Below are 25,832 nucleotides of genomic sequence, written 5' to 3' on the forward strand. Positions count from 1 at the left end.
TTCCGGCGGCTTCCGGGGGCTTCCCGGGGCTTGCGGCCGGTTCGGCGCGCCCGCCCCGGCTCGGGCGCCAAAGCCGAGAACTGACTGGTACGTGCAAATTATTTGGGATGCCCCGGAATCGGAACACCGCCGCTGTCCCGCTCGTTGGGAACGACGTGAGCACGACACCACCAGTTCTCGCCGCCGAGCTGGCAGCCGCCTGGGCCGATATTCAACGGCACCACCCCGAGCTGCCGGATCTGGCCGCACCTGAATCGCTGATCGGGGAGTCGTCGTCCGCCTGCGGCGCCGGGCTCTCCTTCGAACGGCTGCTGCACGAGGCAGTCCACGGCATCGCGGCGGCCCGCGGTGTGCGGGACACCTCGCGGGCCGGCCGCTACCACAACCGCCGGTTCCTCGCGATCGCCGAGGAGCTGGGGCTGGACCACCCCGAGGAGCCGCACCCCAGCAGCGGCTTCTCGCTCGTGGCCCTCACGCCCGAGACGAGACGGCGCTACCGCACGACGACGGAACGCCTCCAGCGGGCCCTGAAGGCGTACAGCGCCGCCACCGAGAACGACACCGGGCGCAGCTTCCGCGGCCCGGCCGCCCGGCACGGCTCCTCCGGTGGCGGGGTGCGGGTCAAGGCCGTCTGCGAGTGCGGGCGCAACGTCCGGGTCGTCCCCTCCGTGCTGGCCCAGGCGCCGATCATGTGCGGGGCCTGCGGCAAGCAGTTCCGCATCCCGGCGGACGCGGCCGCCGTACAGCCCGAGCCGGTCGGCGCGGGCCGCTGAGACGCACAGCCGGCGGGGGGGGAGGGTTTCCTGGGGGTCCGAGCGGTGTGGCATCATGGTCGGCTGAACTCGGCAGCCGCACAGGATCCCTCTCTCCTCCGGCTGACGCGTCCATCGGACACCCGGCACCTCAACCCCACGGGGATCGCCCGTCGTGTCCACCCACGTCAAGACCAGGAGACACCACACCCGTGGCAGTCAAGATCAAGCTGAAGCGTCTGGGCAAGATCCGTTCGCCTCACTACCGCATCATCGTCGCCGACGCCCGCACCCGCCGTGACGGCCGGGCCATCGAGGAGCTCGGTCTCTACCACCCGGTGGAGAACCCCTCGCGTATCGAGGTCAACTCCGAGCGTGTGCAGTACTGGCTGGGTGTCGGCGCGCAGCCGACCGAGCCGGTCGAGGCCATCCTCAAGGTCACCGGTGACTGGCAGAAGTACAAGGGTCTGCCGGCCCCGGCGCCGATGAAGGTCGCCGAGCCCAAGGCCGACAAGCGTGCGCTCTTCGAGGCCGCGGCCAAGGAGTCGGCGGACGAGCCCCAGGGTGAGGCCATCACCCAGAAGGCGAAGAAGGGCGACAAGAAGGCGGACGAGTCCAAGGCCGACTCGGCGTCCGAGTCGACCGAGGCGTGACCATGCTCGAGGAAGCCCTCGAGCACCTGGTGAAGGGCATTGTCGACCACCCCGACGAGGTGCAGATCGCGTCCCGCAATCTGCGCCGCGGGCGCGTGCTGGAGGTCCGGGTCCACCCCGACGACCTCGGCAAGGTGATCGGCCGCAGCGGCCGCACCGCACGCGCGCTGCGCACCGTCGTGGGTGCCCTCGGCGGCCGTGGCGTCCGCGTCGACCTCGTCGATGTGGACCAGGTCCGCTGAACGCTGGACATGTAACCGCATGCAGCACCGGCACGGGCCGGGGACGGCACACCGCCGCCCCCGGCCCGTTGTCGCGGGCGCACCGCCTCGGCCGGTGGCCGCGGGGCGCACACACCGAGCACGGAGAGACACAGTGCAGCTAGTCGTCGCGCGCATCGGGCGCGCCCACGGCATCAAGGGCGACGTCACGGTCGAGGTCAGGACGGACGAGCCCGAACTGCGGCTGGCACCCGGCGCCACCCTCGCCACGGACCCGCCCACCGCCGGGCCGCTCACCATCGAGGCCGGCCGCGTGCACAGCGGCCGGCTGCTCCTGCGCTTCGAGGGCGTCGGCGACCGCAACGCCGCCGAGGCCCTGCGCAACACCCTGCTCATCGCCGAGGTCGACCCGGACGAGACGCCCGAGGACCCGGAGGAGTTCTACGATCACCAGCTCGTCGACCTCGACGTCGTCACCCGCGACGGCACCGCCGTCGGCAGGATCGAGTCGGTGGCCCATCTGCCCGCCCAGGATCTGCTCGTCGTCCGCGCCGAGGACGAGCGCGAGATCCTCATTCCGTTCGTCGCCGAGATCGTCCCGGAGATCGACCTGGACGCCCAGCGCGCCGTCGTCGACCCCCCGCCGGGCCTGCTCGACGGCGGGAGCGAGACGGACGCCGCAGCGGGCGAGGGCGGAAGCGAAGACGAGGGACGGTCCCGGTGAGGCTCGACGTCGTCACGATCTTCCCGGAGTACCTGGAGCCGCTGAACGTCTCCCTGGTCGGGAAGGCCCGCGCCCGCGGCGACCTCGACGTCCGCGTCCACGATCTGCGTGCCTGGACCCACGACCGGCACCACACGGTCGACGACACCCCCTACGGCGGCGGCCCCGGCATGGTGATGAAGCCGGAGCCCTGGGGGGAGGCGCTCGATGAGGTCCTCGCCGACGCCGGGGACGACGAGCAGCCCGTCCTCGTCGTCCCCACGCCCAGCGGGCGTCCCTTCACCCAGGAGATGGCCGTCGAGCTGTCCGGCAAGCCGTGGCTGGTGTTCACCCCGGCCCGCTACGAGGGCATCGACCGCCGCGTCATCGACGAGTACGGCGAGCGGCTCGATGTGCGCGAGGTCTCCATCGGCGACTACGTCCTGGCCGGCGGGGAGGCACCCGTCCTGGTCATGGTGGAGGCCATCGCGCGGCTGCTGCCCGGGGTGCTGGGCAACGCCGAGTCGCACCGTGACGACTCCTTCGCACCCGGCGCCATGGCCGGGCTGCTGGAGGGTCCCGTCTACACCAAGCCGCCCGAGTGGCGCGGCCGCGGCATCCCCGAGGTCCTGCTCAGCGGGCACCACGGCAGGATCGCGCGGTGGCGCAGGGACCAGGCGCTCGCCCGCACCGCGGACCACCGGCCCGATCTGATCGCGGGATGCGACCCGTCGGCCCTCGACAAGCACGACCGCGCGGCGCTCGAAGCGCTGGGCTGGCGGCAGGGAACGGACGGCCGATTTTGGCCGGAAGGCGAGCACGTGGAAGAATAGGCCGCTGCCTCACATCCGGCCCGCGACCCTGCCACAGGGGGACCGACGCCCGGCCGGAGTGACGCTCCCATCACTCAACGATCATTCCGTTGATGACCTGTGGCATCAGCGAGGAAGCAGACGGACATGTCCCACCTTCTCGACAGCGTCGACGCCGCGTCCCTGCGCAGCGACATCCCGGCGTTCCGCCCCGGCGACACGGTCAACGTGCACGTGCGCGTCATCGAGGGCAACCGCTCGCGTGTGCAGCAGTTCAAGGGCGTCTGCATCCGCCGCCAGGGCGACGGTGTGCGCGAGACCTTCACCGTCCGCAAGGTCAGCTTCAGCGTCGGTGTCGAGCGCACCTTCCCGGTGCACACCCCGATCGTCGAGAAGATCGAGGTCGTGACCCGCGGTGACGTCCGCCGCGCCAAGCTGTACTACCTGCGCGAGCTGCGCGGCAAGGCCGCCAAGATCAAGGAGAAGCGCGAGAACTGATCTCGCGTACTGCGGTGTCCCTAACGGGGGTTAGGCTTCCGTCCGATGGACACCCAGGAACAGCAGAACGCATCGGAGCGCGACCGCTCTTCCGTACCCCCCGAGGGACAGAAGCGCTGGTCGCGCTCCGTTCGTCTGTGCCTGTGGGGCGGTGGCGTACTGGGTGCCCTCTTGCTGACCAATGTCTTCGTGATGCAGCCTTTTCTGATTCCGAGCTCCTCGATGGACCCCACGTTGCGCGTCGGTGACCGCATCCTCGTCAACAAGCTCGCGTACCGGTTCGGGGGCCTGCCGGAGCGCGGCGACGTGATCGTCTTCGACGGCACCGGGTCGTTCGCCGGCGACGAGGAGACCGGCTCCGGCTCGGTGGCCTCGGCGCTGCGTGAGGCCGGCGCGGCGGCGGGCCTCGTCCCGTCCGCCGAGTCCGACTACGTCAAGCGCGTCGTCGGTGTCGGCGGGGACCTGGTGAGCTGCTGCGACAAGCGGGGGAGGATCGAGGTGAACGGCCGCCCGGTGAACGAGCCCTATCTGCATCCCGGCGACGCACCCTCCGCCGTCCCCTTCGAGACCCGCGTTCCCGAAGGACGGCTGTGGGTCATGGGCGACCACCGCGCCCGCTCCAGCGACTCCCGCGACCATCTCGGAGAGCCCGGCGGCGGCACCGTCCCCGTGGAGCGCGTGATCGGCCGCGCCGAGTGGATCGGCTGGCCGCCCAGCCGCCTCGGATCGGTGGCAGCCGGCGCCGCGCCGGGCGGCCATGACTGACCGCACCGGGCACGGCCCCGGTGGAACCCCCCGCCCCCGGCGGCGCTACGCCTACGGCGTCCCGAGCGAGTACGACGACGAGTACGGGCAGTACGACGGGCCGGGCGCAGCCGGCAGCGCCGCCCACGGCAACGGCCACGCGAGCCCGGAAACCCCGCCCGGACCGCCCGCACCGCCCGGCATCCCGGGCCCCGGACCCGGATACCCCCGGCAGCAGCCCGCCGCCCCGGCGAACGGTCACGGCCCGGCAGCGCCGCCGCCGAACGGCCCCGGCCCGGCCGCACCGCCGAACGGCCAGGGCCCCGGCTACGGAGCGTCCGGCCACGGCCGGCCCGGCTTCGGACCGCCCGGCTCCGGCGGGGCACAGCAGCCGTGGCCGCAGGGCGAACCGCCCGCGCCCGGCGTCTACAACCCGTACCAGGGCCGCTACACCTACACCGAGCCCTACGACTACACCTCCGGCAGCGCCACCGGCGGCCCGCCCGCGCACGGCGGACACCCCGCGCCGCCCCCGCCCGGCCCGGCGCAGGAGCCGCCCGCGCCCGACGCGGGGGAGACGCTGGCGCTGCGCGGTCCCCGCTCCGTCCCGCCGCGACAGCCCGGCGCACCGGCCGGCGCCGACGGGCACGGGCCCGCGTACGAGGGCCCCGGCGAGAGCCGGGACGAGGGCCAGGCGGCGCCGACCCGGCGTGCGGGCCAGGGCCGGGCCGACCGCAGGCGGGCGGCGAAGCGCATCAAGCGGCGCCGGCGGCTGTCGGCGACGAAGGAGATCCCGATCCTCATCGGGGTCGCCATCCTCATCGCGCTGGTGCTCAAGACCTTCCTCGTGCAGGCGTTCGTGATCCCCTCCGGCTCCATGGAGCAGACGATCCGGGTCGGGGACCGGGTGCTGGTGGACAAGCTCACCCCCTGGTTCGGCTCCAGGCCCGAGCGCGGGGACGTGATCGTCTTCGAGGACCCCGGGGGCTGGCTGGACGAGGAGCACAAGCCGAAGAAGGACCCTCCGTTCGGCATCAAACAAGGCAAAGAATTCTTGACCTTCATCGGTCTGCTGCCGTCCGACGATCAGCAGGACCTGATCAAGAGAGTGGTCGGCGTCGGCGGTGACACCGTCGCCTGCTGCAACGACCAGGGCCGTATCACCGTCAACGGGCACCCGTTGAACGAGCCGTACGTCCACCCGGGCAACGAACCCTCGCGGATCAAGTTCAAGGTGAAGGTGCCCCAGGGGCGGGTCTTCGTGCTGGGGGACCACCGTGCCAACTCCGGGGATTCCCGCTACCACATGCGGGAACCGCACCAGGGAACCATCTCGGAGGACCTGGTCGTTGGCCGGGCAGTCGTCATCGCCTGGCCCTTCGATCATTGGAGACGCTTGGAAGAGCCGAAAACCTTCGCGTCGGTCCCCGATGCGGCCGGTGCGGCCGCGGCGCCCGCAAGACGAGAGAATCCAGTGGCGCAACTCCCGTTCTCTGCGGAACTCCCGCTCGTTATGGGAGTGGTGGGCCTGTACCGGCTCTCGGACAGGCGGCAAGGCAGTGTGAGGAGTGAATGTGGGGGACTTGGCGGTCGGCGCACGGTCCGGCTCCGGCGACCCGGAGGACGAGCGTCCCGGACGGGACGGCAAGGCGGGCGACGCGGGGCCGCCGGCCGTGGACAGAGGGAGTGACGGGGTGACCGCCGGCGCGGAAGGCACGTCCCCGGGGGACGACGGCAGCAACGACCGGGCGTCGGACGTACCCGGCGGCACGGACGCCGCACAGTCCGGCCAGGGAGCGAAGAACGCGAAGAACCCGAAGAAGCAGCAGCGCGCCTTCTGGAAGGAACTGCCGCTGCTCATCGGGATCGCGCTGGTCCTGGCCCTGGTCATCAAGACCTTCTTCGTGCAGGCGTTCTCCATCCCCTCCGACTCGATGCAGGACACCCTCCAGCGAGGGGACCGCGTCCTCGTCGACAAGCTCACCCCGTGGTTCGGCTCGACGCCCGACCGGGGCGAAGTGGTCGTCTTCCACGACCCGGGCGGCTGGCTGCCCGAGGCCACGGTCGACGAGAACCCGGTCCAGCAGGCGCTCAGCTTCATCGGTCTGCGCCCCTCGGCCAACGAGAAGGACCTCATCAAGCGGGTCATCGCGGTCGGCGGCGACACCGTGCAGTGCGAGGAGGGCGGCAAGGTCCGCGTCAACGGCACACCGCTGGACGAGAAGGACTACATCTACCCCGGCAACACCCCGTGCGACGACAAGCCGTTCGGCCCGGTGAAGGTTCCCGAGGGCAAGCTGTGGGTGATGGGCGACCACCGCCAGGACTCCCTGGACTCGCGGTACCACCAGAACCAGCCCGGCGGCGGATTCGTCCCCGAGGAGCAGGTCGTCGGCCGCGCGATCGTCAAGGCGTGGCCCATCAACCGCTGGGGCACGCTCCCGGTCCCCGACACCTTCGACCAGAAGGGCGTACAGGCATCCGGAGCCCTGGGCGCCGCGCCCGCCGCCCTCGGTGTCGCCGGGGCCCTGCCGCTGGTGCTGTGGCGGCGCAAGCGGCTTCTCACCAGGGCACCGGGGCTCGCACCGCAGGGCGCAGCGGCCGGCCGAAGGGATCCTGCCGAGGGCTGACGTCCTCCCGTACCCCCGGGTAGTGTTCGCGCAGATCTTCGAAGGCGCGCGAGAGCGGGGGAGCGGAAGTGGGCAAGACTCAGCGTCCCGACGCCGAAGAGGGCCACAGCCGCCTGGGGAACACACTCTCCGGGCTGGCGGTGGCCCTCGGCTGTGTCCTCTTCCTCGGCGGTTTCCTCTGGGGCGCCGTGCTGTACAAGCCGTTCACCGTCCCCACCGACTCCATGGACCCGACGGTGAAGTCCGGCGACCGTGTGCTCGCCGAACGCACCGACGGCGCCGATGTGCACCGCGGCGATGTCGTCGTCTTCCAGGACGCCGTGTGGGGCGACATGCCCATGATCAAGCGGGTGGTCGGTGTCGGCGGCGACAAGGTCGCCTGCTGCGACCGGGACGGACGGCTCACCGTCGACGGCATCCCCGTCGACGAGCCCTATCTCCGCTCCCAGGGGCGTGGCGGCCGGGAGCCCTTCTCCACCACCGTGCCGGACGGCAAGCTCTTCCTCCTCGGCGACAACCGGCAGGACTCGCTCGACTCCCGGACCCACCTGGAGGACGCCGGACGCGGCGCGGTGCCGCGCTCGGCCGTCTCCGCCCGGGTCGACGCCGTGGCCTGGCCGATGGGCGAGGCGGGCATGCTCCCGGAGGCCACCGGCTTCGCCGACCTGCCCGCCGGCACCTCCGAGCCGGGGCCGCTGCCGCTCGTCCTGCTCAGCGTCGTCGTCGGCGCGGTCCTGGTACTGGGCGGCGCCGCCTACGGGCCGCTCGCGCGGCGCTTCACAACATCGGCACGCCGCCGCTCCGGGTGACGCACAATGGGGGGACGCACGGCTGAAGGGGAACATGCCATGAGCGCCGAGGACCTCGAAAAGTACGAGACCGAGATGGAGCTGAAGCTCTACAGGGAGTACAGAGACGTCGTCGGTTTGTTCAAGTATGTGATCGAGACCGATCGGCGCTTCTATCTCACCAACGACTACGAGATGCAGGTCCACTCCGTGCAGGGCGAGGTCTTCTTCGAGGTCTCGATGGCGGACGCCTGGGTCTGGGACATGTACCGGCCGGCACGTTTCGTCAAACAGGTCAGAGTCCTCACCTTCAAGGACGTGAACATCGAGGAACTCAACAAGAGCGAACTCGATCTGCCGGAGGACACCGGCTTCAAGAACTGACGGGTCGGCCCCACCGGTCCACCGGCCCGGGCACCATCGACCCGGCCCCTCCACCACCACACCGACGCCCGGACCACCGCGGTCCGGGCGTCGTCACGCGACCTCACACACACGGGTGACGAAGTTGTCCACACCCGCGAGGTTGTCCCCAGAAAACGACCAAGATCCCCACGCCGCTTCCCGCCGGGCCACAGTCGGCCTCGGAGGTGATGGGGAATGACCACCGACAAGACCCGCCCCACCCGGCCCGCACCGGCCACCGCCCCGGCCGACGGAAGCGGAGAACCCACCGCACGCACCGCACGCCGAAGCCCACAACGCCCACCCGCCCGCACCCGGACCCGCCCTCCCGCCCCACGGACGGCCCCGGACACCGCACGCACGCGGTCCGCGAGTTCCCCCGGGCCCACCGGCCCCCGAACAGCGGCCAGGCCGGCAGCCCCCGCAGCGGCCAGGCCCGCCCGCCCCGGCACCCCCGAGCCCGCGCCCGGCACACGGAACCCAGGAAAGGCACGCAACGCCCTCGGCCGCTACGGCGAGGACCTCGCCGCCCGACGGCTGCGCGAAAGGGGCATGGTCGTCCTCGAACGCAACTGGCGCTGCACCGAAGGCGAGATCGACCTCATCGCCCGCGATCGCGACGCCCTCGTCATCTGCGAGGTCAAGACCCGCCGCACCACCGCCTTCCAGCACCCCATGGAGGCGCTGCCGCCACGCAGGACCGCGCGCCTCAGGCGCCTCGCCGCACGCTGGCTCAGCGAACGCTGGCTCGCACGCCACGGCCAGCCGCCGCCCGGCGGCGTCCGCATCGACCTCATCGGCGTCCTCCTGCCCCAGCGCGGCGCACCCACCGTCGAACACATCCGGGGAGTCGGCTGATGGCATTCGCCCGGACCAGCTCCGTCGCCCTCGTCGGCGTCGAAGGCGTACCCGTCGAGGTACAGGCCGACCTCGAACCCGGCGTCGCCGCCTTCACCCTCGTCGGCCTCCCGGACAAGAGCCTCACCGAAAGCCGCGACCGGGTACGCGCCGCCGTCGTCAACTCCGGCGTGCCCTGGCCCCAGAAAAAGCTCACCGTGGGACTCAGCCCGGCCTCCGTGCCCAAGAGCGGCAGCGGCTTCGACATCGCCGTGGCCTGCGCCGTCCTCGCCGCCGCCGAACGCATCGACCCCCGCACCATCGCCGGGCTCATGATGATCGGCGAACTCGGCCTGGACGGCCGCATCCTGCCCGTCCGCGGCGTCCTCCCGGCCGTCCTCGCCGCCGTCGACGCCGGATACCGGCACGTCGTCGTCCCCGACCAGACCGCGGCCGAAGCCTCCCTCGTCCCCGAGGTCTCGGTCACCGCAGTACGCAGCCTCAGCCAGCTCATCGCCCACCTGACCGGCGAACCCCCACCCGAGGAGAGCGACGACCGCCCCGACCCACCCGTCCCCGGCGGAAACACCCTGCAACAGTTCACCGACCCCCGCATCACCGCCGACCCCGGCCGCGACCGCCTCCTGGACCTCGCCGACGTCACCGGCCAGCAACACGCCCGCCGAGCCCTCGAAATCGCCGCCGCCGGACGACACCACCTCTTCTTCACCGGGCCACCCGGAGCCGGGAAAACGATGCTCGCCGAACGCCTCCCCGGGCTGCTGCCACCGCTCAGCCGCACCGAAGCCCTCGAAGTCACCGCCGTGCACTCCGTCGCCGGAGTGCTCCCGCCCGGCCAGCCCCTCGTCGTCCGGCCGCCCTACTGCGCACCACACCACTCCACCACCATGGCCGCACTCATCGGCGGCGGCACCGGCGTACCCCGGCCCGGAGCCGTCTCCCTCGCCCACCGAGGCGTCCTCTTCCTCGACGAAGCAGCCGAATGCGGCCCCCGCGTCCTCGACGCCATGCGGCAACCCCTCGAATCAGGCCACGTCACCGTCGCCCGCGCCGCCGGCATGATGCGCATGCCCGCCGCCTTCCTCCTCGTCCTCGCCGCCAACCCCTGCCCCTGCGGCCGGCACGGCAGCCCCGGCACCGCCGCCCTGGGTTGCGAATGCCCTCCCGCCTCCGTCCGCCGCTACCGCGCCCGGCTCTCCGGCCCCCTCCTCGACCGCGTCGACCTGCGCGTCCCCGTCCAGCCCCTCGGCCGCGCCGAACTGGCCGCCGCCGGAACACGCGGCGAACCCACCGCGGCGGTCGCCGACCGCGTGGCAGAAGCCCGGCACCGTGCCGAAGCCCGCTACCGGGAAACCCCCTGGAAGACCAACAGCGAAGTCCCCGGCCACGAACTGCGCACCCGTTACCCCGCCGAATCCGGCGCCCTCCACGAAGCGGAAGCCGACCTCGAACACGGCGTTCTCACCGCACGCGGCCTCGACCGGGTACTCCGCGTCGCCTGGACCATCGCCGACCTCGCAGGCCACCCCTGCCCCACCCGCGACGACGTGAACAGCGCGCTGGAGATGCGCACCGGCGTCCGGCGCGGCCGACTCGTACCGGAACGCCCCGCATGACCACCCACGACACCCCACCCCACGACTCCGGGACCCACCCGTCCCTTCGGCACGAGCCCCGACAAGAGCCACCCGAGCCAGAGACCGGCCCGAAAGCCCCCTCCACCACCCGCCCGCACAACGGAACTTCGCCACCGGAAGCCCCGCCCGACAGCCCGGCACCGCCCTCCGACGCCGAACGCCTCGCCCGCGTCGCCCTGACCCGCATCGCCGAACCCGGCGACACCCTCGTCGGCGGCTGGCTCGCCACCCTCCCGCCACGCGCCATCCTCGACGCCCTCACCACCCCCGGCGCTCCCGCCCTGCCGGACGCCTCCCCACGGCGCTGGGCCGGCCTCAGAGCGCGCGCCCAGAACATCCGCCCGGAGGACGACCTCGAATCGATCACCCGCGCAGGAGGACGGTTCCTGTGCCCCGGAGACCCCGAATGGCCCCGACAACTGGACGACTTGGGACCGGCCCGGCCCATCGGCCTCTGGGTACGCGGCACCCCCTCGCTCCGTACCCTCGCCCTGCGCTCCGTCGCCCTCGTCGGCTCCCGCGCCTGCACCGACTACGGCGCACACTGCGCCACCCACCTCGCGGCAGGTCTCGCCGAACGCGGCTGGAGCGTCGTCTCCGGCGCCGCTTACGGCATCGACGCCGCCGCGCACCGGGGAGCCCTCGCCGCCGGCGGGCCCACCCTCGGCGTACTGGCCTGCGGAGTCGACGTCGGCTACCCCTCCGGCCATCAGGAACTCATCCGGACCATGGCCGAACGCGGGCTGCTCCTCGCCGAACTCCCACCGGGCGCACACCCCACCCGGCCCCGGTTCATCCTGCGCAACCGTGTCATCGCCGCCCTCACCCCGGGAACCGTCGTCGTCGAAGCAGCGCTGCGCAGCGGGGCGCTCGTGACCGCACGGCGCGCCCTCGCACTCGGACGACATCTGATGGGCGTCCCCGGTCCCATCACCTCGGGACTCTCCCAAGGTGTGCACCAACTCCTGCGCGGCGAAGCCGTAGTGATCACGGACGCCGACGAAGTGATCGAAATGGTCGGCATGATGGGCGAACTCGCTCCACAGCGCCGCGGCCCCTCCGTCCCACGCGACGCGTTGAACGCCGAATGCTCACGCGTTCTGGAAGCCATGCCCGGCCGGGCATCAGCCGAACCTGCCGGGCTCGCCCGCGCCGCCGGGGTACCGACCCGGCTCGTTCTCGCGCATCTGCACGAGCTCCAGGCCCTGGGATTCGTCGAACGCGACGGTGCGCACTGGCGGTTGGCGAGACCGGGGAAGGCGCACTCGATCGAGTGAAGAGCCGGTCCTTGACCTGGGGCTATCGAGTGAAAGGCTGAGCCATGTGCACGTGCCGCCCGGCGCCCACCGGGTGGACGACGGGCGCTGGCGCACCCGTCTCACGTGCACCGCGTCGGGCGATGAGGCTCTTCCGGAAGCGACGGGACCGGGCTGGTGGGCACGGAACCGGGCACAGAGACGTCTGATCGCCCAAAGCGACGCTACGGTCACGCTACGCTCACACCATCTCTCAATGAGACACACGGTTCCGCACACCAACAGACCACCACCAGCAGAACGGCTCAAGGGACGCATGCCTCAGCATTTCTCCCGGCCCGACCACACGGCCACAGCGGCCACCGCCGCCGTACAGGCCGCGGTGGACGACGACACGGCCAGGACTGCGCCCAGCTCGCTGGAGGAACTGTGGCGGTCCTACAAGGCGAACGGCGACAGCAGACTCCGCGAGCAACTGATCCTGCACTACTCGCCGCTGGTCAAATACGTGGCAGGAAGAGTCAGCGTCGGCCTGCCACCCAACGTGGAACAGGCCGACTTCGTCTCCTCCGGGATCTTCGGACTCATCGACGCCATCGAGAAGTTCGACCCCGAACGCTCCATCAAATTCGAGACCTACGCCATCACCCGCATCCGCGGCGCCATGATCGACGAACTGCGGGCGCTCGACTGGATCCCCCGCTCCGTCCGGCAGAAGGCCCGCGCCGTCGAACGGGCCTACGCCACGCTGGAAGCCAGACTCCGCCGCAGCCCCTCCGAGGCAGAGGTCGCCGACGAGATGGGCATCGCCACGGAAGAACTCCACGGCGTTTTCAGCCAGTTGTCCCTCGCCAACGTCGTCGCCCTCGAAGAGCTGCTGCACGTCGGCTCCGACGGCTCGGACCGGCTCAGCCTCATGGACACCCTTGAGGACACCGCAGCCGACAACCCCGTCGAGATCGCGGAGGACCGTGAACTGCGCCGGCTGCTCGCCCGCGCCATCAACACGCTCCCCGACCGCGAAAAGACCGTGGTCACGCTCTACTACTACGAGGGACTCACGCTCGCCGAGATCGGCCAGGTCCTCGGCGTCACCGAGAGCAGGGTCAGCCAGATCCACACCAAGTCCGTCCTCCAGCTGAGAGCCAAGCTCGCCGACGTCAGCGGCTGACCGGCCACCGGACGGGCCGGGACACAGAGGGCGAAGCCGCCCCACAGGAGAAACGGAACGGGCCGCCCTCCCCAGGAAAGCGGGGGCCTGCCTGTAGGGACGACGGGCCGTCGTCCGTAAGCTGGATATGTGCCCAGGATTCGAGCGGCCTCCGTGGCCGAGCACCGGACAATGCAGCGCGCGGCCCTGCTGGACGCCGCCCGGTCACTGCTGTCCGAGGGCGGAACGGAAGCGCTGACCTTCCCCGCGCTCGCCCAGCGAACGGGACTCGCACGCTCCTCCGTCTACGAATACTTCCGCTCCCGCGCAGCCGTCGTCGAAGAACTCTGCGCCGTCGACTTCCCCGTCTGGGCAGCCGAGGTCGAATCGGCGATGGCCGAGGCCGACAGCCCCCGCGACAAAGTCGAAGCCTATGTGCGCCAGCAGCTCACCCTCGTCGGAGACCGCCGGCACCGCGCCGTCGTCGCCATCTCCGCCGGTGAACTCGACGCCGGCGCCCGCGAACGCATCCGGGCCGCGCACGGAGGACTGATCTCCATGGTCGTCCAGGCGCTGGAAGACCTCGGACACCAGCAGCCCCGACTCACGGCGATGCTGCTGCAAGGCGTCGTGGACGCCGGCGTACGGCGCATCGAAATGGGAGCCGCCGAAGTACCGGAAGAGATCATCCAGGCCACCGTGTCGATGGCGCTGGACGGGGTGAAGGGCGCCTGAGCGAAACGCTCGCCTTGGGGCCCCTCCCCCCCTCCCCCTCCCCTCCCCCTCCCCTCCTCCCCCCACCTCCTGCTCTGTCACGCCTTTCGGATGAGCGTGATGGCAGCTCGGAGCCGTGCGACACCGGTGCGGTGTCGCCCTGTGTTGTCGCGTGAGCGTGTGCTCCGGCGCAGTCGGCGGTGTGCCCAGCCGGCTGCGCAGATGAGTAGTGCGGTCGTCATCACGGTGTGTGAGGTCTGCCTGTCACCGGCGGTCCGGGGTGCGCCGATGAGCGTGTGGTGTGCGGGTCCGCCTTCCCGTGGGAGCGGGATGCCGTGGACGGGCAACAGTCGGCTGGGGCCGTAGCCGAGCAGCCCGGGCGGCAGCAGGGTCAGTGGGTCCAGGTAGCGCCTGCCGCGGAGGAGCCCCCAGTGCAGGCAGGCGGCAGGGCAGTGTCTTCGGACGGCCTTGCGCTGGTGGGGTCTGTCCTTCCGCTGGTCAGGGGTGTCGGGTTTGCTCTCGCTGTCGGGGGCGAGGGTGCCCACTTGTTGTCCGGCGGTGACGTGGTCGCCTTTGTGCACGGTGGGGTGCACTGGCTGGTAGGCGGTGCGCAGGGGCGGTTTGCCGGTGGCGTTCAGTTCGATGGAGACGACTTCTGTGCCGGCGACTTTTCCGGCGAAGGAGACGGTGCCTGCGGCGACTGCGCGGACGGGTTCGCCGGGTGCGGCTGCGAGGTCCACTCCTCGGTGCCCTGCGGCCCAGGGGGCGGGAGGTGGCTCCCAGCCGCGGCGCACGGCGGGGCGTGGTCGGCCGTCGGGCGCCTCGATGGGCCAGGCCCGGTCACGGGGGTCGGTGTCGGTGTCGGTGTCGTGGGGTTTTTCTGCTGGTCGGTGACGGGGGTGCCCGCTCCCGGAAGTGTGTTCCGGGAGCGGGCGGGCTCCCGCACCCGCCGACGGGGGACGGGCAGGAGCGGGCGCGGGAGCGGTCCGGGGTGGGGCGGCCGGTGCCGAGGGGGCGAGGGCGAGTGCGAGGGCGGTCGCCGCGGTGAGGGTCGCGGTGGCCGGGGCCCACGTGCTGCGTGGGCCGGGTCGGTGTCCGGGCCCTGCGCGCGGGCGGAGCTGTGAGGGCCTGCCGAGGAGGGCGGGGCGCCGTGGCTGCGGGACGGGTGCGCGGCGGGATCGGCGTCGGGGGTCCGGGCGGTGCCGGGGGCGTGAGGTGCCGGGCCGCACCGGCGGCACGGGAGTCGTCGGGTGCGAGAGGCCAGGAAGCGGCGGTTGGGTCGGTGGGGGCGAAGGGTCCGGGAGCGGCGCGGGGGTGGGGGTGACGTCGCCAGGGGCTGTGGTGGCGGTGGAGGTTGCGCCGGTGTCGGGGGTCGCACCGGTGTCAGGGGGTGTGCCGGTGCTCGGGGCTGTAGTGGGGGCGGGGGTGGTGGGGGTGCCGGGAGGGCTGGTGGGTGTGCTGGGGAGGGGGTTCGGGGGTGGGGAGTGGTGGGGCATGGGATGAGGGTGCCGGGGCGGCGGGGTGGGTGGGGATCTTGGTGGAAATCTGGGGAGTACCGGGGAGTTGTGGAAAAGTCGGTCGCTCGGGCGGGTGGCCGGGGGTGGGGGAGACGTGGGTGTCGGGTGGGGAGGGGGAGAGGGGGTTGCGGTACCCGGCGGGAGCGGGGGGTGGCGCGGGTCCCGTACACTGCTGGTGCGGCCCGGGTGACCGGGCTGACTTCGCACGCCCCGCCACCTTCCTTCGGTGGCCGCGCCACTCGGTCCCAGGGACGGTCTGCAGCACGGTGCTTGCGCACGGTGTTCCGGTCGGTTCCCGGGCGGCGCGCAGGGGCGTCAGGACGCGGGGGCCATCCGGCCCGCGCTGATGACAACCGAGCAAACCAAGGAGAACGGCCATGGCCGTCGTCACGATGCGGGAGCTGCTGGAGAGCGGCGTCCACTTCGGGCACCAGACCCGCCGCTGGAACCCGAAGATGAAGCGCTTCATCTTCACGGAGCGCAACGGCATCTACATCATCGACCTGCTCCAGTCGCTGTCGTACATCGACCGCGCCTACGAGTTCGTCAAGGAGACCGTCGCGCACGGTGGCTCCATCATGTTCGTCGGCACCAAGAAGCAGGCCCAGGAGGCCATTGCCGAGCAGGCCACCCGCGTGGGCATGCCCTACGTGAACCAGCGCTGGCTCGGCGGCATGCTGACCAACTTCTCCACCGTCTACAAGCGTCTGCAGCGCCTCAAGGAGCTGGAGCAGATCGACTTCGAGGACGTGGCCGCCTCCGGCCTCACCAAGAAGGAGCTGCTGGTCCTCTCCCGTGAGAAGGCCAAGCTGGAGAAGACGCTGGGCGGTATCCGCGAGATGCAGAAGGTGCCCAGCGCCGTCTGGATCGTGGACACCAAGAAGGAGCACATCGCCGTCGGTGAGGCGCGCAAGCTCAACATCCCGGTGGTCGCGATCCTCGACACCAACTGCGATCCCGACGAGGTCGACTACAAGATCCCGGGCAACGACGACGCGATCCGCTCCGTCACGCTGCTGACCCGTGTGATCGCCGACGCCGTGGCGGAGGGCCTGATCGCCCGCTCGTCCGGTGGTTCCGGCGAGGCCAAGGGCGAGAAGGCCGCCGGTGAGCCGCTGGCCGAGTGGGAGCGCGACCTCCTGCAGCAGGGCGGTGCCGAGAAGGCCGCCGAGGCGGAGAAGCCGGCCGAGGCCGCTGCCGCCCCGGCTGCCGAGGCCGCTCCGGCCGCCGAGGCCGAGCAGGCCGAGAAGCCCGCCGAGCAGCAGGGCTGATCCGCCGGCCGCGCGATGCGCGGGTCCCGCAGACCACGGGAGGTACGGCGGGGGCAGGCGCCCCCGCCGTACAGCCGTGGGGTGGTCCGCTCCGCGCGGCCGATCCATCCTCATCGACTTTCCGAGAAGAGATTCACAGACCATGGCGAACTACTCCGCCGCCGACGTCAAGAAGCTCCGGGAGCTCACCGGCGCCGGCATGATGGACTGCAAGAAGGCGCTGGACGAGGCCGAGGGCGACGTCGACAAGGCCGTCGAGATCCTGCGTGTCAAGGGTCAGAAGGGCGTCGCCAAGCGCGAGAGCCGTACGGCCGAGAACGGCGCGGTTGTCGCCCGGATCGCCGCGGACAACTCCGCCGGTGTGCTGGTCGAGCTGAAGTGCGAGACGGACTTCGTCGCCAAGGGTGACAAGTTCCTCGCGGTCGCCGAGGCCATCGCCGCGCACGTGGAGTCGGTCTCCCCGGCGGACATCGAGGCGCTGCTCGCGTCCGAGATCGAGGCCGGCAAGACGGTGCAGGCGTACGTCGACGAGGCCAACGCCACCCTCGGCGAGAAGATCGTGCTGGACCGTTTCGCGCAGTTCTCGGGTGCCTACGTCGGCTCGTACCTGCACCGCACCAGCCCGGACCTGCCCCCGCAGGTGGGTGTGCTGGTCGAGCTGGACTCGGCCGACGCCGACATCGCCAAGGACGTCGCGCAGCACATCGCCGCGTTCGCGCCGAACTACCTCTCGCGTGAGGACGTTCCGGAGGAGACCGTCGCCAACGAGCGCCGGATCGCCGAGGAGACCGCGCGTGAGGAGGGCAAGCCGGAGCAGGCCCTGCCGAAGATCATCGAGGGCCGGGTGACGGGCTTCTTCAAGGAGAACGCCCTGCTGGACCAGCCCTTCGCGAAGGACAACAAGAAGTCCGTCCAGAAGGTTCTGGACGAGGCCGGCGTCTCGCTGAAGCGCTTCGCCCGCTTCCGCGTCGGCGCCTGACGGCCACCTGACGTAACCCACGAGCCGGTTGTGCGTCCGTCCCCGAGGGGACCGCGCGGCGTACGGAACCGGCCCGGCCCGATAAGCTCGGGTACAGGGCAGTTGTGACGAGGAGGCCATTGCCGGACAGGGAACCGCGAGGATCCGACGGCAGTGGCCTCTTTCGTATGTGCACGAGGAGATCTCCATGAGCAAGGACACCGACAAAGACAGCGATCGACGGCGGCGCTTTCTGCTGAAGCTCTCCGGCGAGGCGTTCGCCGGCGGAGGCGGCCTCGGTGTCGACCCCGACGTCGTGCACAAGATGGCGAGAGAGATCGCCTCGGTCTGCCGGGACGGCGCGGAGATCGCCGTCGTCATCGGCGGCGGCAACTTCTTCCGCGGAGCCGAGCTCCAGCAGCGCGGCATGGACCGGGCCCGCTCCGACTACATGGGCATGCTCGGTACCGTCATGAACTGCCTGGCCCTCCAGGACTTCCTGGAGAAGGAGGGCATCGATTCGCGGGTGCAGACCGCCATCACCATGGGCCAGGTCGCGGAGCCCTACATTCCGCTGCGGGCCATCCGGCATCTGGAGAAGGGCCGCGTCGTGATCTTCGGCGCGGGCATGGGGATGCCGTACTTCTCCACCGACACCACGGCCGCCCAGCGCGCGCTGGAGATCAACGCCGAGGTCATGCTGATGGGCAAGAACGGCGTGGACGGTGTGTACGACTCCGACCCGGCGCACAATCCCGCCGCGGTGAAGTTCGACGCGCTGGAGTACGGCGAGGTCATCACGCGGGATCTCAAGGTGGCCGATGCGACGGCGATCACGCTGTGCCGGGACAACAAGCTGCCGATCCTGGTCTTCGAGCTGCTGGCCGAAGGCAACATCGCCCGTGCGGTCAAGGGTGAGAAGATCGGCACCCTGGTGAGCAACCAGGGCACCCGCGGCTGAGCGCGCCGGAAACCGGCGGCCCGCCCGGTGACGCCACAGGCAACCCCGCGGCGTCCGAAGGGCCCGGTACGGGGATGGACAACGGCCTGCCGGTCGTACACCGTGCAGGAACCGGGGCACTGCGGGGGCCGGGGCGGCCCGCGGGCCGGGTTTTGCTTCACAGCCCCGGATGAACCAGTCAGGCTCATTCATCGAACCAGGAGCACGTGGTGATCGAAGAGACCCTCCTCGAAGCCGAGGAAAAGATGGAGAAGGCGGTTGTGGTCGCCAAGGAGGACTTCGCCGCTATCCGCACCGGCCGTGCGCACCCGGCGATGTTCAACAAGATCGTGGCGGAGTACTACGGGGCGCCGACGCCCATCAACCAGCTCGCGTCGTTCTCGGTGCCCGAGCCGCGGATGGCCGTGGTGACGCCGTTCGACAAGAGCGCCCTGCGCAACATCGAACAGGCCATCAGGGACTCCGATCTGGGCGTCAACCCGTCCAACGACGGCCAGATCATCCGGGTCGTCTTCCCGGAGCTGACCGAGGAGCGGCGCAGGGAGTTCATCAAGGTCGCCAAGACCAAGGGTGAGGACGCCAAGATCTCGATCCGCAGTGTCCGCCGCAAGGCCAAGGAGACGCTCGACAAGTACGTCAAGGACGGCGAGGTCGGCGAGGACGAGGGCCGGCGGGCCGAGAAGGAGCTGGACGACACCACCGCGAAGTACGTGTCGCAGGTGGACGAGCTGCTCAAGCACAAGGAGGCCGAACTCCTCGAAGTCTGAGGTCCATCAGCGAAGGTCCGAGGTCGAAGGCTGCAATCTGTGAACGACTCAACCTGGGGAGCGGCGCAACCGAGCGCGGAGTACTGGGGCTCTCCCGGCCAGGGGCCCGGTGTGCCGCCGGTGGCCCCCCGGCCCGCCGGAGCGGGCGCGCCCGGATACGACGTGAGCGCCGTCGTGCACGATGTGGACGGCGAGGCGTCGCAGACTCGGCGTATGCCCATGGTGCCCGACCCAGGTGAGGAGGCCGGCGGCGCGGACGCCGGCCGCCGCTTCGGCCAGCGCGGTCCCGATGCTGCCGGCGGATCCGACGACGGCCGGCGCGGCCAGGAGCCCGCCGGCGTCCCTCCTGTTTCTCCCGGCTCGCCTGCCTCTTCCGCTTCGTCCGCGTCTTTCGATGCCGCTTCGGCGCCCGAGCAGGGGGAGCGCAAGAAGAAGCGTGCCGGCCGTGATCTGCCTGCCGCGATAGGGGTCGGGGTCGGTCTGGGTGCGGCCGTGGTGGCCGCGCTGCTGCTGTACAAGCCGGTGTTCCTCGGCGTCATCGTCGTCGCGGTCGTGGTCGGCCTGTGGGAGCTGACGTCGCGGCTGTCGGAGCGCAAGGGCATCCGGGCGCCGCTGGTGCCGCTCGCGGTGGGCGGTGCCGCGATGGTGGTCGCCGGGTACGTGCGGGGAGCCGAGGGCGCGTGGGTCGCGATGGGGCTCACCGCGCTGGCCGTGCTCGTGTGGCGGATGACGGAGCCGCCCGACAACTATCTGCGCGATGTGACGGCGGGACTGTTCGCCGCGTTCTATGTGCCGTTCCTGGCCACGTTCGTGGCCCTCATGCTGGCCGCGGACGACGGGCCCTGGCGGGTGCTGACGTTCCTGCTGCTGACCGTCGTCAGCGACACCGGTGCCTATGCGGTGGGCTGGCGGTTCGGGCGGCACAAGCTCGCGCCGCGGATCAGTCCCGGCAAGACCCGGGAGGGGCTCGTCGGCGCGGTGACGTTCGCCATGGCGGCCGGTGCGCTGTGCACCGAGTTCCTCATCGACGGCGGTACCTGGTGGCAGGGGCTGCTGCTGGGGCTGGCCGTGGCCGCCACCGCCACCCTCGGGGATCTGGGGGAGTCGATGATGAAGCGGGATCTGGGCATCAAGGACATGGGCACGCTGCTGCCGGGGCACGGCGGCATCATGGACCGGCTCGACTCGCTGCTGCCGACCGCGCCGGTGGTCTGGCTGCTGTTCGTCCTGTTCGTCGGGGCGGGCTGAGCGTCCGGGCGGGCCGATCCGTCGGGGGCGGGCCGAACGCTCCGGTTACGCTGGAGAGGTCTGCGGCCGCGCCCCGCCGGGGAAGGTCCCGGCCCGGGAGCCGGGTTGTCGCAGGTGTCGCCCGGCCGATGTCCCCGCTGCCGGTGGGGGTCGCCTTTCCGTGCAGTGTGAGGAGTATCTGCCCATGCCTGGGCCCGCCCCCGGAGAACTCACGTTCGTCGCGCCGCGTGGTGCGAAGAAGCCGCCGCGGCATCTCGCCGATCTCTCTCCCGCCGAGCGGCGGGAGGCGGTGGCCGCCGCCGGTGAGAAGCCGTTCCGTGCCAAGCAGCTCTCGCAGCACTACTTCGCGCGGTTCGCGCACGATCCCGCCGAGTGGACCGACATTCCCGCCGCGGCCCGCGGGCCTCTCGCCGAGGCGCTGCTGCCGGACCTGATGAGCGTGGTGCGGCACATCAGCTGCGACGACGACATGACGCGCAAGACGCTGTGGCGGCTGCACGACGGCACGCTCGTCGAGTCCGTGCTGATGCGCTACCCGGACCGGGCCACGATGTGCGTCAGCTCGCAGGCCGGCTGCGGCATGAACTGCCCGTTCTGCGCGACGGGGCAGGCGGGTCTGGACCGGAACCTGTCGACGGCGGAGATCGTGCACCAGATCGTCGACGGCATGCGGTCCCTGCGGGACGGCGAGGTGCCCGGCGGGCCGGCGCGGCTGTCCAACATCGTCTTCATGGGGATGGGGGAGCCGCTGGCCAACTACAAGCGGGTCCTGGGGGCCATCCGCCGGCTGACCGACCCGGCGCCGGACGGGGTGGGGCTGTCGCAGCGGGGCATCACCGTCTCCACCGTGGGGCTCGTCCCGGCCATCCACCGCTTCGCCGACGAGGGGCTGACCTGCCGGCTCGCGGTCTCCCTGCACGCGCCCGACGACGAGCTGCGCGACACCCTCGTGCCGGTCAACACCCGCTGGAAGGTGCGCGAGGTGCTGGACGCTGCGTGGGAGTACGCGGCGCGCTCCGGGCGGCGGGTGTCCATCGAGTACGCCCTCATCCGGGACATCAACGACCAGGCGTGGCGGGCGGATCTGCTGGGCCGGCTGCTGAAGGGCAAGCGGGCGCACGTCAACCTGATCCCGCTGAACCCGACGCCGGGCTCGAAGTGGACGGCGTCGCGGCCCGAGGACGAGGCCGAGTTCGTGCGCACGTTGCAGCTGCACGGTGTGCCGGTGACGGTGCGGGACACCCGGGGTCAGGAGATCGACGGGGCGTGCGGCCAGCTCGCGGCGACGGAACGGTGAAACGCGACTGATAGTGTTCGAACACCGGCCGTGCCGCGGCCGGTGACAACCGAACAGCCGACAGGGGAGCGCCCACAGCGCTGAGAGTGCGGCCGTACGCTCCGTACGCACCGCAGACCCTCGAACCTCGCCCGGGTCATGCCGGGTAGGAAGTCGATGCACACGATGACCACGCACGCGCGGCGCGCCGTCGCCGCCTCCACAGCCGTCCTCGCCCTGGCCCTGGTGGCCACTGCCTGTTCCGGATCGTCCGGCGGGGAGGACTCCCGGACCGTCACCCTGGTCACCCACGACTCCTTCGCCGCGTCCAAGGGCGTGCTGCGGCAGTTCACCCAGGAGACCGGCTACAAGGTCCGGGTGCTGCGCGGCGGTGACGCCGGGGCCGCGGTCAACCAGGCCGTGCTCAACAAGGACAATCCGCAGGGCGATGTCTTCTTCGGCGTCGACAACACCCTGCTGTCCCGGCCCCTGGACGAGGGGGTGTTCGCGCCGTACCGGGCCAAGGGCCTGGAGAAGGTGCCCGAGCGGTACCAGGCGGACAAGGGTCGGCACCGGGTGACGCCCGTCGACACCGGCGAGGTCTGCGTCAACTACGACCGGGCGTACTTCGCGAAGAAGCACCTCGACCCGCCGCGCACGCTGGACGATCTGACGAAGCCGCGCTACCGGAACCTGCTCGTCACCGAGAACGCGGCCACCTCCTCGCCCGGGCTGGCGTTCCTGCTGGCCACCGTCGACCGGTACGGCACGAAGGGCTGGCAGGGGTACTGGAAGAAGCTGCGCGCCAACGGTGCCGAGGTGGTCGACGGCTGGGAGCAGGCGTACAACGACCGCTTCAGCGGTTCGCGCGGCGGCAAGGGCAAGGGCGACAAGCCGCTCGTCGTCTCCTACGCGTCCAGCCCGCCCGTCGAGGTGGTGGACGCGAAGCCGAAGCCGAAGCAGGCGCCGACCGGTATCGCGGAGGACACCTGCTTCCGGCAGACCGAGTACGCGGGGCTGCTGAAGGGCGCGGGCAACGCCAAGGGCGGCAAGGCGCTGCTGGACTTCCTGCTCGGCAAGCGGTTCCAGGAGGACCTGCCGTTGCAGATGTTCGTCAGGCCGGTGCGTGCGGACGCGAAGCTGCCCGAGCTGTTCACCCGGTACGGGCAGGAGCCGGACGACCCGGCCACGCTGCCGCCGCAGAAGATCGCCGACAACCGTGAGCAGTGGATCAAGACGTGGACGTCGCTCGCGGTGAAGTGAGGCGGCGGGCCGTGCCCGGCCGGCGCGGCACCTGGGCCCGGCTGGGGCTGATGGCCGGGCCCGTCGTGTTCTTCGCGGTGTTCTTCGGCTACCCCGTCGCCGCGATCGTCGGCCGGGGTCTGCACGAGGACGGGCGCTGGCAGTGGGGGCGCTTCGGCGAGGTGCTCGGCGATCCGGACATCCTGCGCGTGCTGTGGTTCACGGTGTGGCAGGCCGCCGCCTCGACGGCGCTGACGCTGGCGGTGGCGCTGCCCGGCGCCTGGGTGTTCGCGCGGCTCGACTTCCCCGGCAAGCGGCTGCTGCGGGCCGTCGTCACCGTGCCGTTCGTGCTGCCGACCGTCGTCGCCGGCTCGGCGTTCCTGGCGCTGGCGGGGCGCGGCGGTGTGCTCGACGAGTGGTTCGGGGTGCGGCTGGACACCAGCGTGTGGGCGATCCTGCTGGCGCACGTCTTCTTCAACTACGCCGTCGTCGTGCGGACCGTCGGGGGGTTCTGGGCGCAGCTGGATCCCCGGCAGGAGGAGGCGGCGCGGATGCTGGGTGCGGGGCGGCTCGCGGCGTGGCGGCGGGTGACGCTGCCGGCGCTGGCCCCGTCGCTGGGGGCTGCGGCGCTCATCGTGTATCTGTTCACCTTCACCAGCTTCGGCGTCATCCAGGTCCTGGGCGGGCCCCGGTACGCCACGCTGGAGGTGGAGATCTACCGGCAGACGGAGGCGCTGTTGCAGCTGCCGACGGCCGCGGTGCTCACGCTCGTGCAGTTCGCGGCCGTCGCCGTGCTGCTCGCCGTGCACGCCCGTTCGGTGCGCCGCCGGGAGAGCGCGCTCCGTCTCGTCCCCGCGGAGCAGACCGCGCACCGGCCCGCCGGGGCGGGGCAGTGGACGGTGCTGGCCGGGGTGCTCACCGTGGTGGCGCTGCTGCTGGTGGCGCCGCTGGCCGTGCTCGTCCAGCGGGCGTTCCAGGGGCCGGACGGCTGGAGCCTGGCCTGGTTCCGGGCGCTGGGCCGGGAGTCGGCCTCGGGGACGTTCGCCGTGCCGCCCGTCGAGGCGATCGGCAACTCGCTGTCCTACGCGGCAGCGGCGACCGGTATCGCCCTGCTGATCGGGGTGTCGGCGGCCGCCGCGCTCACCCTTCCCGGCTCCCGGCGGGGCACGGGCAGGGCGGCGCGGGCCGGCCGGCTCGTGCGCGGGTTCGACGCGCTGCTGATGCTGCCGCTGGGCACGTCGGCGGTCACTGTCGGTTTCGGTTTCCTCATCGCGCTGGACGAGCCGCCGCTGGATCTGCGCTCGTCCTGGATCCTCGTGCCGCTCGCCCAGGCGCTGGTGGGTGTGCCGTTCGTCATCCGCACGATGGTGCCGGTGCTGCGCTCGGTCGATGTGCGGCTGCGGGAGGCCGCCGCCGTGCTGGGGGCTTCGCCGCTGCGGGCCTGGCGGGAGGTCGACCTGCCGCTGGTGCGGCGTGCCGTGCTGGTCTCCGCCGGGTTCGCGTTCGCGGTCTCGCTGGGCGAGTTCGGCGCCACCGTGTTCATCGCCCGGCCCGACGCGCCGACGCTGCCCGTCGCCGTGGCCCGCATGCTGGGCCGGGCCGGCGAGGCGCACTACGGGCAGGCCATGGCGCTGAGCACGATCCTCATGCTCGTGTGCGCGGGTGTCCTGCTCGCGCTCGAACGGGTCCGCACCCCCGGTCAGGGAGAGTTCTGAATGCTGCAACTGGAGGACGTCACCGTCCGGTTCGGCGGGCACACCACGGCCCTGGAGGGGGTGTCGCTCCGGGTCGCCGACGGGGAGATCGTCTGTGTGCTGGGGCCCAGCGGCAGCGGCAAGTCGACGCTGCTGCGGGTCGTCGCCGGTCTCCAGGACGCCGACGCGGGGCGGGTGCTGCTCGCCGGCCGGGACCTGGCGGGCGTGCCCGCGCACAAGCGGGGCGTGGGGCTGATGTTCCAGGACCACCAGCTGTTCCCGCAGCGGGACGTGGCGGGCAATGTCGCCTTCGGGCTGCGGATGCACGGCAGCGGCCGGGCCGAGACGGAAGGCCGGGTCGCCGAACTGCTGCGGCTGGTGGGCCTCCCGGACGCCGGACACCGGGCCGTGGCCGCGCTGTCCGGCGGGGAGCAGCAGCGCGTCGCCCTGGCCCGCGCGCTGGCGCCGCGGCCGCGGCTGCTCATGCTGGACGAGCCGCTCGGGCAGCTCGACCGCGGCCTGCGCGAGCGGCTCGTCGTCGAACTGCGGGCCCTCTTCCACCGGTTGGGCACCACCGCGCTGGCCGTCACCCACGACCACGGTGAGGCGTTCGCGCTGGCCGACCGCGTCGTCATCATGCGCGAGGGCCGGATCGCGCAGGCCGGCGGCCCGCTGGAGGTGTGGCAGCGGCCGGCGGACGCCTTCGTGGCCCGCTTCCTCGGCTTCGACAATCTCGTGCCCGCGACCGTGCGCGGTGAGCGTGCCGAGACGGCCTGGGGGACGGTGCCGGTGCCCGCCGGGACGCCGCAGGGCGAACGGCTGCTGCTGGTGCGCCCGCACGGGGTGCGGCTGCGGCCGGCGGGTGAGGGCCTGGAGTGCACCGTCGAGGCGCGCACCTTCCGGGGCGGGGACGGCTCGACCGTCACCGTGCTGCTGCGGCCGCGGCAGGGCCCCGCGCTGGAGGCGGCCTGCACGCTGCGGGAGGCGCCGGGCGAGGGCAGCGGGGCGTGGGTCGACTTCGATCCGCGTGAGGTCGTCGCGCTGCCCCCGCAGGACGTGCCCGCCGCCGGCTGAACG

At 71.7% G+C, this 25,832-nt stretch carries 25 protein-coding genes and 1 pseudogene; 25 read left to right on the forward strand and 1 reads right to left on the reverse strand.

Going from position 1 to position 25,832, the window contains the following annotated elements; genetic code table 11:
* Nucleotides 1–107 precede the first annotated feature (107 nt).
* From SCA03_RS20560 to SCA03_RS20635, 16 genes are all read left to right on the forward strand, one after another.
* Nucleotides 108–773 carry a hypothetical protein gene (locus tag SCA03_RS20560; protein ID WP_170298136.1) on the forward strand — a complete coding sequence of 222 codons (666 nt, stop codon included), beginning with the start codon at nt 108–110 and terminating at the stop codon, nt 771–773.
* Nucleotides 774–964: 191 nt separating this feature from the next.
* Entirely contained in the window at nt 965–1,405 is a 441-nt protein-coding gene (rpsP, locus tag SCA03_RS20565) for a 30S ribosomal protein S16 (RefSeq protein ID WP_030884264.1), read from the forward strand.
* A 2-nt stretch (nt 1,406–1,407) separates the two neighbouring features.
* The gene (locus SCA03_RS20570; RefSeq protein WP_030884261.1) at nt 1,408–1,647 is read left to right on the forward strand and encodes an RNA-binding protein; all 240 of its coding nucleotides are present in this window, start codon (nt 1,408–1,410) and stop codon (nt 1,645–1,647) included.
* A gap of 133 nt (nt 1,648–1,780) precedes the next feature.
* Nucleotides 1,781–2,350: a ribosome maturation factor RimM gene (gene rimM / locus SCA03_RS20575; RefSeq protein ID WP_030884257.1), complete on the forward strand. Its 570-nt coding sequence runs from the start codon at nt 1,781–1,783 to the stop codon at nt 2,348–2,350.
* On the forward strand, nt 2,347–3,162 hold the full coding sequence (gene trmD, locus SCA03_RS20580) for a tRNA (guanosine(37)-N1)-methyltransferase TrmD (protein WP_030884253.1): 816 nt from the start codon (nt 2,347–2,349) through the stop codon (nt 3,160–3,162). Before rimM ends, trmD begins: the two co-directional genes overlap by 4 nt.
* Before the next feature lie 126 nt (nt 3,163–3,288).
* Entirely contained in the window at nt 3,289–3,639 is a 351-nt protein-coding gene (gene rplS / locus SCA03_RS20585; RefSeq protein ID WP_030884250.1) for a 50S ribosomal protein L19, read from the forward strand.
* Nucleotides 3,640–3,684: 45 nt separating this feature from the next.
* A complete protein-coding gene (gene lepB, locus SCA03_RS20590) occupies nt 3,685–4,404 on the forward strand; it encodes a signal peptidase I (protein WP_030893723.1) in 720 nt (239 codons plus the stop codon).
* Complete coding sequence (gene lepB / locus SCA03_RS37285; RefSeq protein ID WP_371863963.1) at nt 4,397–6,073, forward strand: signal peptidase I; 1,677 nt, start codon at nt 4,397–4,399, stop codon at nt 6,071–6,073. The genes lepB (SCA03_RS20590) and lepB (SCA03_RS37285) overlap by 8 nt, the downstream gene beginning before the upstream one ends.
* A complete protein-coding gene (gene lepB, locus SCA03_RS20600) occupies nt 5,967–7,013 on the forward strand; it encodes a signal peptidase I (RefSeq protein ID WP_086813999.1) in 1,047 nt (348 codons plus the stop codon). Before lepB (SCA03_RS37285) ends, lepB (SCA03_RS20600) begins: the two co-directional genes overlap by 107 nt.
* Nucleotides 7,014–7,081: 68 nt before the next feature.
* Nucleotides 7,082–7,822 (forward strand): signal peptidase I, encoded by a 741-nt coding sequence (gene lepB, locus SCA03_RS20605; protein ID WP_086813970.1) that lies wholly within the window; start codon nt 7,082–7,084, stop codon nt 7,820–7,822.
* Between the two features lie 39 nt (nt 7,823–7,861).
* Entirely contained in the window at nt 7,862–8,185 is a 324-nt protein-coding gene (locus SCA03_RS20610) for a DUF2469 domain-containing protein (RefSeq protein ID WP_030884234.1), read from the forward strand.
* Nucleotides 8,186–8,743: 558 nt separating this feature from the next.
* Nucleotides 8,744–9,064, forward strand: a complete 321-nt coding sequence (locus tag SCA03_RS36380) for a YraN family protein (protein ID WP_051847227.1) — start codon at nt 8,744–8,746, stop codon at nt 9,062–9,064.
* A complete protein-coding gene (locus SCA03_RS20620; RefSeq protein ID WP_141275559.1) occupies nt 9,064–10,680 on the forward strand; it encodes a YifB family Mg chelatase-like AAA ATPase in 1,617 nt (538 codons plus the stop codon). Before SCA03_RS36380 ends, SCA03_RS20620 begins: the two co-directional genes overlap by 1 nt.
* Entirely contained in the window at nt 10,677–11,978 is a 1,302-nt protein-coding gene (gene dprA, locus SCA03_RS20625) for a DNA-processing protein DprA (RefSeq protein ID WP_141275560.1), read from the forward strand. Before SCA03_RS20620 ends, dprA begins: the two co-directional genes overlap by 4 nt.
* Nucleotides 11,979–12,273: 295 nt before the next feature.
* Nucleotides 12,274–13,128 (forward strand): RNA polymerase sigma factor WhiG, encoded by an 855-nt coding sequence (whiG, locus tag SCA03_RS20630; protein ID WP_030892655.1) that lies wholly within the window; start codon nt 12,274–12,276, stop codon nt 13,126–13,128.
* A gap of 153 nt (nt 13,129–13,281) precedes the next feature.
* Nucleotides 13,282–13,842: a TetR/AcrR family transcriptional regulator gene (locus SCA03_RS20635; protein WP_030892657.1), complete on the forward strand. Its 561-nt coding sequence runs from the start codon at nt 13,282–13,284 to the stop codon at nt 13,840–13,842.
* 317 nt (nt 13,843–14,159) lie between these two features.
* On the opposite strand, the pseudogene SCA03_RS37405 reads toward SCA03_RS20635, so the two are convergent.
* Nucleotides 14,160–14,630 (reverse strand): annotated as a pseudogene (locus SCA03_RS37405) (M23 family metallopeptidase); the annotation flags it as partial.
* Nucleotides 14,631–15,715: 1,085 nt separating this feature from the next.
* Between SCA03_RS37405 and rpsB the strand changes: the two are divergent.
* From rpsB to SCA03_RS20685, 9 genes are all read left to right on the forward strand, one after another.
* A complete protein-coding gene (gene rpsB, locus SCA03_RS20645) occupies nt 15,716–16,609 on the forward strand; it encodes a 30S ribosomal protein S2 (RefSeq protein WP_030895006.1) in 894 nt (297 codons plus the stop codon).
* Between the two features lie 142 nt (nt 16,610–16,751).
* Nucleotides 16,752–17,588, forward strand: a complete 837-nt coding sequence (gene tsf / locus SCA03_RS20650; RefSeq protein ID WP_086817629.1) for a translation elongation factor Ts — start codon at nt 16,752–16,754, stop codon at nt 17,586–17,588.
* Between the two features lie 187 nt (nt 17,589–17,775).
* Entirely contained in the window at nt 17,776–18,528 is a 753-nt protein-coding gene (pyrH, locus tag SCA03_RS20655; RefSeq protein ID WP_030890604.1) for a UMP kinase, read from the forward strand.
* A gap of 209 nt (nt 18,529–18,737) precedes the next feature.
* The gene (gene frr / locus SCA03_RS20660) at nt 18,738–19,295 is read left to right on the forward strand and encodes a ribosome recycling factor (RefSeq protein WP_030890599.1); all 558 of its coding nucleotides are present in this window, start codon (nt 18,738–18,740) and stop codon (nt 19,293–19,295) included.
* 39 nt (nt 19,296–19,334) lie between these two features.
* Complete coding sequence (locus SCA03_RS20665) at nt 19,335–20,543, forward strand: phosphatidate cytidylyltransferase (protein ID WP_030890596.1); 1,209 nt, start codon at nt 19,335–19,337, stop codon at nt 20,541–20,543.
* A gap of 184 nt (nt 20,544–20,727) precedes the next feature.
* The gene (gene rlmN, locus SCA03_RS20670) at nt 20,728–21,840 is read left to right on the forward strand and encodes a dual-specificity RNA methyltransferase RlmN (RefSeq protein WP_086817630.1); all 1,113 of its coding nucleotides are present in this window, start codon (nt 20,728–20,730) and stop codon (nt 21,838–21,840) included.
* Between the two features lie 165 nt (nt 21,841–22,005).
* Nucleotides 22,006–23,082, forward strand: coding sequence for a thiamine ABC transporter substrate-binding protein (locus tag SCA03_RS20675; RefSeq protein ID WP_086817633.1), 1,077 nt, complete (start codon nt 22,006–22,008; stop codon nt 23,080–23,082).
* Complete coding sequence (locus tag SCA03_RS20680) at nt 23,058–24,776, forward strand: ABC transporter permease (protein WP_030890587.1); 1,719 nt, start codon at nt 23,058–23,060, stop codon at nt 24,774–24,776. The genes SCA03_RS20675 and SCA03_RS20680 overlap by 25 nt, the downstream gene beginning before the upstream one ends.
* Complete coding sequence (locus SCA03_RS20685; protein ID WP_086817631.1) at nt 24,777–25,829, forward strand: ABC transporter ATP-binding protein; 1,053 nt, start codon at nt 24,777–24,779, stop codon at nt 25,827–25,829. It abuts the gene before it with no gap.
* Nucleotides 25,830–25,832: the final 3 nt, after the last annotated feature.

The organism is Streptomyces cacaoi, from assembly GCF_006539165.1.
GTDB lineage: Bacteria > Actinomycetota > Actinomycetes > Streptomycetales > Streptomycetaceae > Streptomyces > Streptomyces cacaoi.